Annotated in this window: 14 protein-coding genes and 1 pseudogene; 11 read left to right on the top strand and 4 right to left on the bottom strand. The window is 70.1% G+C overall.

Annotated features, from left to right (window positions below; genetic code table 11):
• The 4 genes and pseudogenes from F3J18_RS30740 to F3J18_RS30725 form a co-directional block, all read left to right on the top strand.
• On the top strand, positions 1–608 hold a 608-nt coding region (locus F3J18_RS30740), incomplete at its 5' end, for an SDR family oxidoreductase (RefSeq protein WP_166915889.1).
• Positions 605–1540: an NAD(P)-dependent oxidoreductase gene (locus F3J18_RS30735; protein WP_025098818.1), complete on the top strand. Its 936-nt coding sequence runs from the start codon at positions 605–607 to the stop codon at positions 1538–1540. The genes F3J18_RS30740 and F3J18_RS30735, both read left to right, overlap by 4 nt.
• 37 nt (positions 1541–1577) lie before the next feature.
• Positions 1578–2846 (top strand): annotated as a pseudogene (locus F3J18_RS30730) (NAD(P)/FAD-dependent oxidoreductase); the annotation flags it as partial.
• Positions 2843–3301, top strand: coding sequence for a GtrA family protein (locus tag F3J18_RS30725; RefSeq protein ID WP_166915885.1), 459 nt, complete (start codon positions 2843–2845; stop codon positions 3299–3301). The pseudogene F3J18_RS30730 and the gene F3J18_RS30725, both read left to right, overlap by 4 nt.
• A 24-nt stretch (positions 3302–3325) precedes the next feature.
• Here F3J18_RS30725 and F3J18_RS30720 read toward each other — a convergent pair whose 3' ends face one another.
• The 3 genes from F3J18_RS30720 to F3J18_RS30710 all read right to left on the bottom strand — a co-directional run bounded on the left by F3J18_RS30720 (position 3326) and on the right by F3J18_RS30710 (position 6453).
• On the bottom strand, positions 3326–3643 hold the full coding sequence (locus F3J18_RS30720; RefSeq protein ID WP_025098821.1) for a hypothetical protein: 318 nt from the start codon (positions 3641–3643) through the stop codon (positions 3326–3328).
• Positions 3630–5069: an acyclic terpene utilization AtuA family protein gene (locus F3J18_RS30715; protein WP_166915883.1), complete on the bottom strand. Its 1440-nt coding sequence runs from the start codon at positions 5067–5069 to the stop codon at positions 3630–3632. The genes F3J18_RS30720 and F3J18_RS30715 overlap by 14 nt, the downstream gene beginning before the upstream one ends.
• A 73-nt stretch (positions 5070–5142) precedes the next feature.
• Positions 5143–6453: a citrate:proton symporter gene (locus tag F3J18_RS30710; RefSeq protein ID WP_166915891.1), complete on the bottom strand. Its 1311-nt coding sequence runs from the start codon at positions 6451–6453 to the stop codon at positions 5143–5145.
• A 99-nt stretch (positions 6454–6552) separates the two neighbouring features.
• Between F3J18_RS30710 and F3J18_RS30705 the strand changes: the two genes are divergently transcribed.
• From F3J18_RS30705 to hutC, 7 genes are all read left to right on the top strand, one after another.
• Complete coding sequence (locus F3J18_RS30705; RefSeq protein ID WP_166915881.1) at positions 6553–7443, top strand: LysR family transcriptional regulator; 891 nt, start codon at positions 6553–6555, stop codon at positions 7441–7443.
• A 315-nt stretch (positions 7444–7758) separates the two neighbouring features.
• On the top strand, positions 7759–8607 hold the full coding sequence (locus F3J18_RS30700) for a transporter substrate-binding domain-containing protein (protein WP_025098825.1): 849 nt from the start codon (positions 7759–7761) through the stop codon (positions 8605–8607).
• A gap of 113 nt (positions 8608–8720) precedes the next feature.
• Positions 8721–9446 carry an ABC transporter permease subunit gene (locus tag F3J18_RS30695; RefSeq protein ID WP_025098826.1) on the top strand — a complete coding sequence of 242 codons (726 nt, stop codon included), beginning with the start codon at positions 8721–8723 and terminating at the stop codon, positions 9444–9446.
• Positions 9447–9464: 18 nt separating this feature from the next.
• On the top strand, positions 9465–10211 hold the full coding sequence (locus F3J18_RS30690; RefSeq protein WP_025098827.1) for an ABC transporter permease subunit: 747 nt from the start codon (positions 9465–9467) through the stop codon (positions 10209–10211).
• 26 nt (positions 10212–10237) lie between these two features.
• Positions 10238–11029: an ATP-binding cassette domain-containing protein gene (locus F3J18_RS30685; protein WP_013697954.1), complete on the top strand. Its 792-nt coding sequence runs from the start codon at positions 10238–10240 to the stop codon at positions 11027–11029.
• A 61-nt stretch (positions 11030–11090) separates the two neighbouring features.
• Positions 11091–12701 carry a histidine ammonia-lyase gene (gene hutH / locus F3J18_RS30680; RefSeq protein ID WP_166915879.1) on the top strand — a complete coding sequence of 537 codons (1611 nt, stop codon included), beginning with the start codon at positions 11091–11093 and terminating at the stop codon, positions 12699–12701.
• Between the two features lie 59 nt (positions 12702–12760).
• Positions 12761–13498, top strand: a complete 738-nt coding sequence (gene hutC, locus F3J18_RS30675; RefSeq protein WP_013697956.1) for a histidine utilization repressor — start codon at positions 12761–12763, stop codon at positions 13496–13498.
• A gap of 55 nt (positions 13499–13553) precedes the next feature.
• On the opposite strand, the gene F3J18_RS30670 is transcribed toward hutC, so the two are convergent.
• Positions 13554–13835, bottom strand: a complete 282-nt coding sequence (locus F3J18_RS30670; RefSeq protein ID WP_166915878.1) for a hypothetical protein — start codon at positions 13833–13835, stop codon at positions 13554–13556.
• Between the last annotated feature and the right edge of the window lie 124 nt (positions 13836–13959).

Here is a 13959-nt window from a genome sequence, read left to right as displayed (position 1 = left end):
TGCGCCTGCGCGGCGCGGCACGCGTCGCGACCCTCGAATTCGACGCCAACGCGCTCGACACGCACGAGGCGATGCTGGCGGCGGCCGAGCGCGCGCTGGGCCCGATCGAGCTGGCGCTGGTCGCGCATGGCTCGCTGCCCGAGCAGGCCGCCTGCGAGCGCGACGCGGCGCTGGCGGTGCGCGAGTTCAGCACCAACGGCCTGTCCACCATCGCGCTGCTCACGCCGCTGGCCAACCGGATGGCCGCGCGCGGCGCCGGCACCATCGCGGTGATCGCCTCGGTGGCGGCCGATCGCGGGCGGCCCTCGAACTATCTCTACGGCGCCGCGAAGGCGGCCGTGGTGGCGTTCTGCGAGGGCCTGCGCGCGCGGCTGGCGAAATCGGGCGTGCACGTGCTGGTGATCAAGCCCGGCTTCGTCGCCACGCCGATGACGGCCCATCTGCAATTGCCGGGGCCGCTGGTGGCGCGGCCCGAGCGCGTGGCGGCCGACATCGTGCGCGCGGTGGCGCGCCGGCGCGACGCGATCTACACGCCGTGGTTCTGGGCGGGCGTGATGTGCGCGATCCGCTGGATGCCCGGCTTCCTTTTCAAGAGAGTGTCCCTGTGAACCTGCGAGTGATCCTGCCCGGCGGCGCCGGGCTCGTCGGACAGAACCTGGTGGCGCGGCTCAAGCGCCGCGGCGTGAGGCAGATCGTGGTGCTCGACAAGCATCGCGCGAATCTGGCGGTGCTGCGCCGGCTGCATCCCGACATCGTGGCCGAATACGCCGACCTGGCCGAGCCCGGCGACTGGTCCCGCCACTTCGAGGGCGCCGACGCGGTGGTGATGCTGCAGGCGCAGATCGGCGGGCCGACGCGCGAGCCCTTCGTGCGCAACAACCTCGACAGCACGCGCCTGGTGCTGGAGGCGATCGGCCGGCACCGCGTGCCGCATACGGTGCACATCAGCTCCTCGGTGGTCGAGTCGGTCGGTGACGATTTCTACACCCAGACCAAGCGCGAGCAGGAGCAGATGGTGCTGGCCTCGGGCATCGACTGCGTGGTGCTGCGCCCGACCCTGATGTTCGGCTGGTTCGACCGCAAGCACCTGGGCTGGCTGTCGCGCTTCATGCGGCGCGTGCCGGTGTTCCCGGTGCCGGGCTCGGGGCGCTTCGTGCGCCAGCCGCTCTACGCGGGCGATTTCTGCAACGTGATCCTGGCCTGCCTGGAGGCGCGCATCCGCGGCGAGGTCTACAACATCAGCGGCCGCGAGCGGGTCGACTACATCGACCTGATCCGCGAGGTGCGCCGCGCGGTGCGCGCGCGCTGCGCGATCGTCAGGATCCCGTACCGGCTGTTCCATGCGCTGCTGACCGTGTATGCCTGGTTCGACCGCGATCCGCCGTTTACCGCCGCGCAACTGCAGGCGCTGACGGCCGGCGACGAATTCGAGGTGATCGACTGGGAGCGCATCTTCGGGGTGCGCGCCACCTCCTTGCGCGAGGCGGTCGGCGAGACCTTCGGCGACCCGGTCTACAGCCGCGTCCAGCTGGATTTCTGAGGGAGGCCCGATGGAGCGACACAGCGACAAGCCGGCGGTGGCCGTGCTCGGCGCCGGGCCGATGGGGCTCGGCGTGGCCTACCAGCTCGCCCGCGACGGGCGCCGCGTGGTGGTGTTCGAGGCCGACGACCGGATCGGCGGGATGGCCGCCTCCTTCGATTTCGGCGGCATCGACATCGAGCGCTATTACCACTTCCATGCCGCCTCGGATCATGCCTTCTTCGAGGTGCTGCGCGAGCTGGGCCTGGAGGACCGCCTGCGCTGGGTGGAGACGCGCATGGGTTATTTCTACCGGGACCGCGTGCAGCGCTGGGGCAATCCGCTCGCGCTGCTGCGCTTTCGCGGCCTGGGCTGGATCGCGAAGTTCCGCTACGGGCTGCATGCGCTGCTGGCGACGCGGCGCGATCGATGGCACGACCTGGACCGCATCGAGGCGACCGGCTGGATCCGTCGCTGGATCGGCGAGGAGGCCTGGGAGGTGCTGTGGCGGCGCCTGTTCGACTACAAGTTCTACGAGCACGCGCAGGACCTGTCGGCGGCCTGGATCTGGAGCCGCATCCGTCGCATCGGCCGCTCGCGCTACAGCCTGATGCGCGAGAAGCTCGGTTACCTGGAGGGCGGCTCGGCGGCCCTGCTCGAGGCGATGCGCGCCGAGATCGAACGCCGCGGCGGCGAGCTGCGGCTCGGCCAGCCGGTGCAGCGCGTGCTGATCGAGGCGGGCCGCGTGACGGGCGTGCTCACCGCGGCCGGCGAGCAGCGCTTCGAGCAGGTGATCAGCACCGTGCCGCTGGCCCACGCGCCGCGCCTGATGCCGGACTTGCCGGCCGGGATCCTGGATGCCTGGCGCGCGATCCCGAACGTGGCGGTGGTCTGCGTGATCGTCAAGCTCGCGAAGCCGGTGAGCGAGAACTTCTGGCTCAACGTCAACGATCCGGCCATGGATATCCCCGGCATCGTCGAATACACCAACCTGCGCCCGCTCGATGCGCACGTGGTCTACGTGCCGTTCTACATGCCGGGCACGCATCCGAAGTACGCCGAGACGGATGCGGCCTACGAGGCCAAGGTGGTCGGCTACCTGCGCCGCATCAATCCGGCGCTGGGCGCCGAGGACGTGCTGGCGGTGAAGGTGAATCGCTACCGGCACGCGCAGCCGGTCTGCGGCCCGGGCTTCCTCGACCGGCTGCCGCCGATCCGCACGCCGGTGGAGGGCCTGCTGGTGGCCGATACCTGCCACTACTACCCGGAGGATCGCGGGATCTCCGAGAGCATCGGCCTGGCGCGCCGGATGGCGCGCATGTTATGAGCGCGCCGGGTTCCGGAGCCGCCGGGACGGCGGCAGGGGCTGGCGCGGGGCTGCCGGCCGGGCGCGAGGGCACGCGCCGCTTCGCGCGTTTCCTCGCCACCGGCGGCATCGCGGCGGCGGCCAATCTCGGCTCGCGCATGCTGTTCAGCCGGTGGCTGCCGTACACCACGGCGATCGTGCTGGCCTGGGTGGTGGGCGTGAGCTGCGGCTACCTGCTGGCGCGTCGTTACGTGTTCGGCGCGGGCGGCCAGCGACCCTGGCGCTCGGCGGCCACCTTCACGGCCGTCAACCTGTTCGCGTTGCTGCAGACCTGGGCCGTCAGCGTCGGGCTCGCGCAGCACCTGTTGCCGGCCGTCGGCTTCGACTGGCATGCGCAGGACCTGGCGCACCTGGCCGGCGTGGGCGCGCCGGTGTTCACCAGCTACTTCGCGCATCGCAGCTGGTCGTTCCGCTGAGATCGCGCCGAGCCGGCCTGCCGTTCAGTCGCGCGGCGGCGCCGGCACCTCGATGGCCAGCAGCACCGAGCCGACCGACTTGCCGTGCGCGTCGAGCGCGAGCGAACGCGTCACGCCGCCGCCCAGCGCCTCGCCGAGCACGAAGTTGAAGGCCGCCAGCATCGGCAGCTCGTGGCGTACCACCTCGCCCAGCACGAAGGCGCCGAGCCAGTCCTTCACGCGCTCGGCGCTCAGGTGCTCGCGCAGGTGCGCATAGTCGCGCGCGTCGCGGCAGATCACCGAGACGTTCAGCGTATTGCCCTTGTCGCCGGTGCGCGAATGCGCCAGTTCACGCAGTTGCATCGTCCACCTCCAGCATCGTGAATACGGGCCGCACCTGCTCGCGCGGCAGCAGCACCGACTGCACCGCCAGCACCTCGCGCACCGCCTTGGTCGCGCCGCCGCCGCCGGCCGGCCCGTTGGTATAGAGCGTCTCGACCTCGTTGCCGATGCGCGCCGCCTCGGCGGCCGTCGCGCAACGGCCGGCCACGCGCAGCCGCAGCTCGGCCGGCTCGCCGCGCGCCTCGTGTGCCTCGCGCGCGTCGCGTGCGTCGATGCCGGTCGCGCCGTAGAGCGAATCGACGCCGATCAGGTCGATGCGTAATTCGCTGGTCGCCACGCCCGTCAGCTTCAGCCGCTCTCGCACGATCTCGCCGGCCAGCCGCGCGCGCGCCAGCGCGCCCGGGCCGCCGTAGGAGATCTGGCCTTCGCCGATATGGCCGTCGGCATAGGCCACCGACACCTTCAGCGTATCGGGCCGCGCGCGGCCGGCACCGCCCGTCACGCGCACCCGGTCCGGGCCTTCCTCGCTCACCGTCACGCGGCTGAAATCGGCCGTCACGTCGGGCTGCAGGTAGCGCGCCGGATCGTGGATCTCGTAGATCAGTTGCTGCTTGCAGGTCTCGGCGCTGACGCGCCCGCCCGAGCGGGCCAGCTTGGTGATCGTCACCGCGCCGTCCTCGGCCACCTCGCCGATCGGGAAGCCGAGCCGCGCCAGGTCCGGCACGTCCAGCCAGCCCGGATCGGCGAAGTAGCCGCCCGTCACCTGGCCCGCGCATTCGAGCAGATGGCCGACCACGGTGGCCTGGCCGAGCCGGGCCCAGTCGTCCATGCGCCAGCCGAATTCGTGGATCAGCGGCGCGGCGAACAAGGCGGGATCGGCCACGCGCCCGGTCAGCACGATATCGGCGCCGGCGGCCAGCGCCGCGACGATCGGCTCGGCGCCGAGGTAGGCATTGGCCGAGACGATGCGCTCGCGATAGTCGGCCACCGCCTCGCCCGATTCGACGAAGCGCAAGCCGCCGCGCAGCACCGGCTCGAGCACGTCGTCGCCGCTGACGGCGGCGATCCTGAGCCCGGCGATGCCGAGCCCGGCGGCGATCCGAGCGGTCTCGCGCGCGGCCGCCAGCGGATTGGCCGCGCCCATGTTGGAGATGATCTTCACGCCGCGCGCGGCCGCCGCCGGCAGCACCGCGCGCATGCGCGCGCCGAGCAGCGGGTCGTAGCCGAGCGCGGGCTCGGCGCGCCGCGCCTGCTGCGCGATCGCGATGGTGCGCTCGGCCAGGCATTCGAACACCAGGTAGTCGAGCGCGCCGTGCTCGGCCAGCTCGACGGCGGGCTCGATGCGGTCGCCGGAGTAGCCGGCGCCGGCGCCGAGGCGGACGCGCCGGCCGGCCGGAACGGGGGGCGCGGGGGGAGCGGAGGTAGACGCGGATGCGGAAGCTGTCATGACGGGAATTCCGGTCGCTTGCGCGACTTGGTTGGACGGTATCGGCCGGCTGCCACGACCATCGCGGCGCGCCTCACAGGGCGAACACGCCGAACAGGACGCAGGCCAGCGTCATCACCACCGAGGCGCCGAACAGCAGCGGGAAGGTGAATTTCTGGTGCTCGGCCAGCTCGATGCCGCACAGCCCGACCACCAGGAAGGTGGCCGGCGTGAGCGGGCTGACCGGGAAGCCGGTGGTCATCTGGCCGAGCAGGGCGGCCTGGCCGACATGCAGGGCCGGCACGCCGAGCTGGCCGGCCACCTCGGCGATCACCGGCAGCACGCCGAAGTAGAAGGAATCGGGATCGAACAGCAGGCTCAGCGGCATCGACAGCAGGCCCAGCGCGACGGGGATATGGCCGGCCATCGAGGGCGGCACGAAACCGACCGCGGCGGCGGCCATCGCCTTGAGCATGCCGCTGCCCTGCATGATGCCGGTGAACACGCCGGCGGCCAGCAGGATGCCGGCCATCATCAGCGCGGCGCGCGCATGCGCGTCGATGCGCCGGCGCTGCATCTCGACATCGGGATAGTTCACCAGCAGCGCGATGCAGAAGCCGACCATGAACATCAGCGCGGGCGGGATCTTCTCGCCCATCACCACCATCGTGCCGAGCACGATCACCGTCAGCACCAGGTTGAACCAGAACAGCCGCGGGCGGCGCAGCGCCTGCTGGTCGGCCGTCAGCACGCGCTCGGGCATCGGGATCGCGCCGCCGCCGCCGGCCAGGCCCGCGCCGAGCCGCCGCTGTTCGCGCCGGCCGAGCCACCAGGCCGCGCCGAACACGAAGGCGATGCCGACCGCCTGCACCGGGATCAGCGGATTGAACAGCGCCGAGATCGGCAGGTGCAGCGAGGCCGAGGCGCGGATCATCGGCCCGGTCCAGGGCAGGAAGTTGATGCCGGCGGCCATCGAGACGGCCGCCGCCAGCACGCGGCGGTCCATGCCGAGCCGGTCGTAGAGCGGCAGCATGGCCGGGATCGTCACCAGGAAGCAGACCGCGCCCGAGCCGTCCAGGTGGATCAGCAGGGCCAGCAGGGTGGTGCCCATCACGATGCGGGTGGGGCGCGTGCCGACCGCGCGCAGGATCCGGTCGATGATCGGGTCGAGCGTGCCGGCGTCGGTGATCACGCCGAAGTAGAGGATCGCGAACACGAACATGCCGACCACCGGCGCCAGGCTCTTCAGCCCGTTGATGACGAAGCCGCTGGTCTGCAGGCCGAAGCCGCCGAGCAGGGCCGCCGCGATCGGCACCAGGATCAGCGCGACCAGCGGCGACATGCGTTTCGAGAGGATCGCGCCGAGCAGCACGACGATGGTGGCGAGCCCCAGTAACGGCAGCATCATGGTGTCTCCGATCTTGTCTTTTGGTGAGGGCGAGCGTAAGTTTTGGAGCGCGATAAGACAATTGAAATGATTTGATTGCAGCAATCACGAACCGTTATGGATCTGAATCTTCGCGAATTGCGCGCCTTCGTCACCGTCGCCCAGGCCGGCAACTTCACGCGCGCGGCCGCGCGGCTGAGCCTCTCGCAGCCGGCGCTGACGGTGCAGATCCGGCGCCTGGAGGAGACCGTCGGCGCGCGCCTGTTCGACCGCAACAGCCGCAGCGTGGCGCTGACCCAGACCGGCCGCGCGCTGCTGCCGCTCTTGCAGCGCTCGCTCGACGACATGGAACGGGTGCTGCGCGATGCGCGCGCGCTCGGCGACGGCACCGCCGGCACGGTGCGCCTGGCCTGCCTGCCGACCTTCGCCGCCAGCGCCTTGCCCGAGCTGATCCGCGACTTCCGCCGGCAGGTGCCGCAGGCGCGCTTCGAGATTCGCGACGGGGTGGCCAGCAGCGTGGAGGCGCTGGTGCGCGGCGAGGAGGTGGACCTGGGCCTGACCGGCGGCGCGGCGGCCGATCCGGCGCTGGAGGTGCTGCATGCCGGCGAGGACCGGCTGGTGGTGATCTGCCCGCGTAATCACGCGCTGGCCAGGCGCCGCCGGGTGAGCGCCGCCGAGGTGGCGGCCGAGCCGCTGGTGCTGACCGCGCGCGGCACCAGCGTGCGCGCCGTGGTGGACGCGGCGCTGGCCGGCGCGGGTTGCACGCCCGAGCTGGCCTGCGAGCCCACCTACATGATGACGGCGGTGGCGATGGTGCGCGGAGGGCTGGGCCTGACCATCCTGCCGGCCTCGGCGCGCGAGGTGCTGGCCGAACCCGAGCTGGTGGCGCGGCCGATCGACGACGCCGCCTTCGTGCGGCCGGTGGCGCTGGTCAAGCGGCGCGGCCGGACCTTGCCGCGCGTGGCCGAGGCCTTCGCCGAGCGCGTGATCGCGCGCGGGTTGCAATGAGCGGTGCAACCGGGCCGGCGCGTGCCGCACGCGGCGCCGCGGCCGCTCGGGCAATAGTATCGAGCTTTGTTCAGTTGACTAGATGACTTGCCCCAGCTTGGCGAACATGCCTCGCCAAGGCGAAATCCTGCACCGGAATCGACCACGCGAATTCGTCTGAAAGCCATATCGGACAAGCTTCTCCGGGTATGCCCTAGGTCCCCGCTGGTTTTCTCGAAATTGCTTGCCAAGGTGATTTTGTTGACTCATGCTTGTCTATACAAGATCGCTCGTTAAGCTTAGGCAGGTAGTTCCAAACCCATGGGGAATGTCGACATGAAGAGTAAGCACAGCCGTCTCGTTTCGCTGCTGGTCGGCGCGGTTCTCGGATCCGCGATGATGGCAGGCGCCGCGCAGGCGAAGGACTGGAAGACGGTGACGATCGCGCTCGACGGCAGCTATGCGCCGTGGAACCTGACGCTGCCCGGCGGCAAGCTGGGCGGCTTCGAGCCCGAGCTGGTCGAGAACCTCTGCGCGCACGCGCAACTCAAGTGCAATCTCGTCACCCAGGACTGGGACGGCATGATCCCGGGCCTGCAGGCCGGCAAGTTCGATGTCCTGATGGATGCGATCTCGATCACGCCGGACCGCGAGAAGATCCTCGCGCTCTCGCAGCCCTATGCGGCCACCCCGGCCACCTTCGCGGTGGCGGACCCCAAGATCCTGCCGAAGTCGGCACCCAACACGGCGGCACTGCGCCTGGACAACGACGCGCGCAGCAACGCGCCGGCCGTCGAGGATCTGCGCAAGGCTTTGAAGGGCAAGACCATCGGCCTGCAGTCGGGCACCATCTACACGGCCTTCGTCAACAACAACTTCAAGGACGTCGCCTCGATCCGCGTCTACAAGAGCGCGCCCGAGCGTGACCTCGATCTCGCCAACGGCCGCATCGACGCCTCCTTCGACGACATCACCTACTACACGGCCAACGCCGGCAAGTCCAAGGTGGTGCCGGCCGGTCCGGTGGTGGCCGGCCCGATCTGGGGCCCGGGCGAGGGCCTGGCGTTCCGCAAGACGGATACCGACCTGAAGGCGAAGTTCGATTCGGCGATCGCCGCGGCCAAGGCCGACGGCACCATCAAGAAGCTCGCCCTGAAGTGGTTCAAGACCGACGTGACGCCCTGAGGCTCGCGCGCTCTCGCGGCATCGCGCGCCTCGCCGCCGGCGGCGCGCGCGATGCCACTCCGATGTCGCTGCGCGCGCCTGCCGCGTAGCCTGCTTTGCCTGGGGTAGTCGCCATGTCCTCTCTCATCTCCATGCTCGGTTTCGGATCGGAAGGCTGGGGCAGCGTGCTGCTGCTCGGCGCGCTGATGACGATCGTGCTGACCTTGTCCGCCTTGCTGATCGGCTCCGTGTTCGGCGGCCTGGTGGCGGCGGCCAAGCTTTCGCGCTTTCGCCTGCTGCGCGTGCTCGGCGACTGCTACACCACGGTGTTCCGCGGCGTGCCCGAGCTGCTCGTGATCTACCTGTTCTATTTCGGCGGTTCGAGCCTGGTCACCACCATCGGCCAGTGGTTCGGCGCCGACGGCTTCGTCGGCGTGCCGCCGTTCGCGATCGGCGCGGTGGCGGTGGGCATGATCTCGGGCGCCTACCAGGCCGAGGTCTACCGCGCCGCGGTGCTGGCCGTCTCGCGCGGCGAGCTGGAAGCCGCGCGCGCGATCGGCATGCCGCGCCTGACCGCCGCGCGCCGCATCCTGATCCCGCAGGTGCTGCGCTTCGCGCTGCCGGGCCTGGGCAACGTCTGGCAACTGAGCCTGAAGGATTCCGCGCTGATCTCGGTGACGGGCCTGGCCGAGCTGCTGCGCGCCACCCAGGTGGCGGCCGGTTCCACCCACGAATACTTCCTGTTCTTCGTCGCCGGCGGCGTGCTGTACCTGCTGATGACGGGCGCCTCGAACCGCATCTTCGGCAAGGCCGAGGCGCACGTGGGCCGCTCCTTCAAGCGCAACTTCGCCCGCAACTGACTGAGGACGGCTCCCATCATGCATATCGATTTCCCGTTCCTGCTCGACACCCTGCGGCAGCTGATCGCCGCCGTGCCGACCACGCTGGGCCTGTTCTTCCTGTCGCTGGTGATCGGCGGGCTGCTGTCCCTGGTGATCGTGGCGATGCGCGTGTCGCGCCACTGGCTGCCGAACCGTTTCGCGCGCGCCTACATCCTGGTGTTCCGCGGCTCGCCGCTGCTGATCCAGATGTTCCTGGTCTATTACGGGCTCGGCGAGTTCGGCGTGATCCGCGAGAGCTTCCTGTGGCCGGTGCTGCGCGAGCCCTATGTGTGCGCGGTGCTCTCGCTCGCGCTCTGCACCGCCGGCTACACCGCCGAGATCATCCGCGGCGGCCTGATGGCGGTGCCGGTCGGGCAGATCGAGGCCGGTTACGCGATCGGCCTGTCGGGCTTCTCGCTGCTGCGCCGGGTGATCGGCCCGATCGCGCTGCGCCAGTGCCTGCCGGCCTATTCGACCGAGGCCGTGCTGCTGGTCAAGTCCACCGCGCTGGCCAGCCTGGTGACGGTCTGGGAAGTGACCGGCGTCGCGCAGCAGATCATCCAGCAGACCTATCGCACCACCGAGGTGTTCGTCTGCGCCGCGCTGATCTACCTGTTCCTGAACTTCGTCGTGGTGCGCCTGCTCGGTTTCCTCGAGACGCGCCTGTCACGCCACCTGCGCGCCGCGCCCGCCGTGGTGTCGCGGCCCGTCGCCTCGCTCGAGACGCGGCGCGCCGCGCCCTGAACGCCTGCCTGATCCTGGAGAAACGCATGCAATCCGCTAAGCCGGTGGCGCTGTCCGCCCACAACATCCACAAGTCGTTCGGCGATCACCACGTGCTCAAGGGCATCTCGCTCGACGCGCACGAGGGCGACGTGATCTCGATCCTCGGCGCGAGCGGCTCCGGCAAGAGCACCTTCCTGCGCTGCCTGAACCTGCTGGAGATTCCCGACGACGGCTCGGTCACGCTGGGCGGCGAGGAACTGAAGATGAAGCGCCGCCGCGACGGCACGCTGCAGCCGGGCGACCGCCGCCAGGTCGACCGGGTGCGCTCGCAGCTCGGCATGGTGTTCCAGAACTTCAACCTCTGGTCGCATATGACGGTGCTCGAGAACGTGATCGAGGGGCCGATGCGCGTGCTCAAGCGCAGCCGCGCGCAAGCCGTCGAGGAGGCCGAGGCGCTGCTGGCCAAGGTCGGGCTCGGCGAGCGGCGCGGCCATTATCCGGCGCATCTGTCGGGCGGCCAGCAGCAGCGCGTGGCGATCGCCCGCGCGCTGGCCATGCATCCCAAGGTGATGCTGTTCGACGAGCCCACCTCGGCGCTCGACCCGGAACTGGTGGGCGAGGTGCTGCGCGTGATGCGCGCGCTGGCCGACGAAGGCCGCACCATGCTGGTGGTGACGCACGAGATGGGTTTCGCGCGCCACGTGTCGAATCGCGTGATGTTCCTGCACCAGGGGCAGGTCGATTCCGACGGCACGCCCGACGAGGTGTTCGGCGAGCAGAAGTCGGAACGCTTCCGCCGCTTCGTGTCGGGCCACGAGGACCGCAACGCGAACTGAGCTCCGAGCGGGGCCGCCCTTTCACCCACATCGTTTTTCGTCTGATCCGCAGGACACCGCCATGGCCGTCATCCGTACCGATCGCCCGCTGGACTGGCGCGATATCGCCGCCGTCGCCGCCGGGGAACCGCTGCACCTGTCCGGCGAGGCGCGCGAGCGCATCGCCGCCGCCCGCCACCTGGTCGAGCAGATCGTGGCGCGCGGAATCCGCGCCTACGGCGTGAACACCGGCGTGGGCGCGCTCTGCGACGTGGTGGTGTCGCCGGCCGACCAGCACGATCTCTCGCACAACATCCTGATGAGCCACGCGGTGGGCGTGGGCGCGCCGCTCGGGCGCGAGGAGACGCGCGCGATCATGGCGGCCGCGATCAACAATTTCGCGCATGGTCATTCGGGCGTGCGCGCCGAGGTGGTCGAGCGGCTGGAGGCGCTGCTCGATGCCGACTGCCTGCCCGAGGTGCCCGCCATGGGCTCGGTCGGCTACCTGAGCCACATGGCGCATATCGCGCTGGTGTGCGTGGGCGCGGGGCAGGTGCGCTGGCGCGGCGAGCGCCTGGGCGGTGCCGATGCGCTGCAACGGCTAGGCCTCGCGCCGCTCTCGCTGGAGGCCAAGGAAGGCCTGAGCCTGGTCAACGGCACGCCCTGCGTGACGGGGCTGGCCGCGCTGGCCCTGCGGCGCGCCGAGCGCCTGCTCGACTGGGCAGATGCGGTTGCCGCGATGAGCTTCGAGAACCTCGGCGGGCAGATGGCCGCCTTCGATGCCGATTCGCTGGCGTTCCGCGTCTCGCCGGGCCTGGCGCGCGTGGGCGAGCGCATGCGCGCGGCCCTGGACGGCAGCGGCCTGCTGGCCGCGGCGCTGGGGCGGCATACCCAGGATCCGCTCAGCATGCGCACCATTCCGCACGTGCACGGCGCCGCGCGCGACGTGCTGGCGGCCACCGCCGAGGTGGTCAATCGCGAGCTGGCCTCGACCACCGACAACCCGATCGTCACCGGCACGCCCGAGGCGCCGCGCGTCTATTCGCAGGCGCACGCGGTGGGCGCCTCGATCGCGCTGGCGATGGACAGCCTGACGATCGCCGTCGCCCAGGTGGCGGCGATGGCCGAGCGGCGCGTCGACCGGCTCGTCAATCCGCTGGTCAGCGGCCTGCCGGCCTTCCTCGCGCAGGCCAGCGGCACGCGCTCGGGCTTCATGATCGCGCAGTACACGGCGGCCGCGCTGGTCGCGCAGAACCGTCGCGAGGCCGCGCCCGCCAGCCTCGACGGCGGCGTCACCTCGGGCCTGCAGGAGGACCATCTCTGTCACGCCACGCCGGCCGCGCTCAAGGCGCTGGCGGTGATCGAAAATAGCTGCCGGATACTTGGGATAGAATTGCTCGCCGCCGCCCAGGCCTACGACCTGCAGCCGGTCGAGGCGCCGCGCGCGGCCTATACGGACCGGCTCTACGCACGCATCCGCCACGACGTCGCGTTCTATCGCGACGACCGCCCGCTGGCCGACGACATCACGCTGGCCTTCGGCCTGATCGCCCATGGCGAGCCGCCGCCGCTGCCCGATCCGGTCAAGGTGCGGCCCGTGGACGGCACCCTGGTGGCCGATGCGGCGCCGCCTTCGGCGGGCGGCCCGCTGGCCTCGGCCAACGACGTGCTGCCGGCCGCGATCGGCGGCTGACGCGGCCGAGCGCGCGGGGCCGGGCCGATAGCCCCTCACGAAGGAAGTCGAGAATAACGATGACGACAAACGCAGTGGACGACGCGACGCAGCCCCGGGCCGCGCGCAAGCTGGCACCCGCCTACGAACAGATCAAGCGCTATGTGATCGGCCATATCGCGGACGGCACCTGGAAGCCCGGCGAGATGATCCCCTCCGAGACCGAGCTCGTGAAGGAATTCGGCGTGGCGCGCATGACCGTGTCGCGCGCGCTGCGCGAGCTGACCAGCGAGCGCGTGCTCAAGCGCGTGCAGGGCTCGGGCACCTTCGTGGCGCCGCGCGACGTCGAGTCGACCGTGCTCGACATCCGCAACATCGCCGACGAGATCGTCTCGCGCGGGCATCGTCATACCGCCAAGGTGCTCGCGCTCGACACCAGCCTGGACCCGGAGGCGCTGGCCGCGCTGAACCTGTCGAAGGGGCCGGTGTTCCACTCGCTGATCGTGCATTACGAGGAGGGCGAGCCGATCCAGTACGAGGATCGCTACGTGAACCCGCTGGTGTTTCCGCATTACCTCGAGCAGGACTTCACGGCCGAGACGCCGAACCGCTACATGGTGAAGCTCGCGCCGATCCAGCGTGCCGATTTCCGCATCTACGCCAACAAGCCCGACGCGCCGATCCGCCGCCATCTCGCGATGGAGATCGGCGAGCCCTGCCTGATGATGTGGCGGCGCACCTGGGTCGGCGAATCGGTGGCCACCTCGGTGCAGCTGTGGCACCCGGCCTCGCGTTTTCATCTGGCCGGCAGCGTCTGAGCACGGGTTTTCCACACTGCTTTTTTCGCATCCTTCCCCGCGTTTCCCTGCCGTTTCATCGCGCGCCCATCGGTGGCGCGCTTCGTTTTTTCTCCTCGATTTGTCTAGCCAAGTTCACCGCGCGACTGTGCTCGCGCGGTGAACTGGCGTCTGTGCCCTTGCCGGATTTCGAGCCTGATTTTCCGGCATCGGGATAAACACCGAGTTCGGCCGGGAAGCGCCGTTTTTTATTGAAAACGAGTTGTCTAGACAACATTGGCCGGATAGACTCGTGCCTGTCCGGTTGCGCTGCAGCCGATCGTGCCGATCCGGCTTTATTCCTTTCGAGGGCTGTCATGAATCATCCCAAGCACATCGATCCGCGTCTCGATCCGACGCGCGTGATCCGCGCGCCGCGCGGCAGCGAGAAAACCTGCAAGACCTGGCTCGCCGAGGCGGCGTACCGGATGATCCAGAACAAT

Source organism: Burkholderia sp. Ax-1720, assembly GCF_011753035.1.
Classification (GTDB): domain Bacteria; phylum Pseudomonadota; class Gammaproteobacteria; order Burkholderiales; family Burkholderiaceae; genus Burkholderia; species Burkholderia gladioli.
Note: the sequence above shows the minus strand (reverse complement) of the source record. Positions and strands in the feature narration are given on the sequence as shown.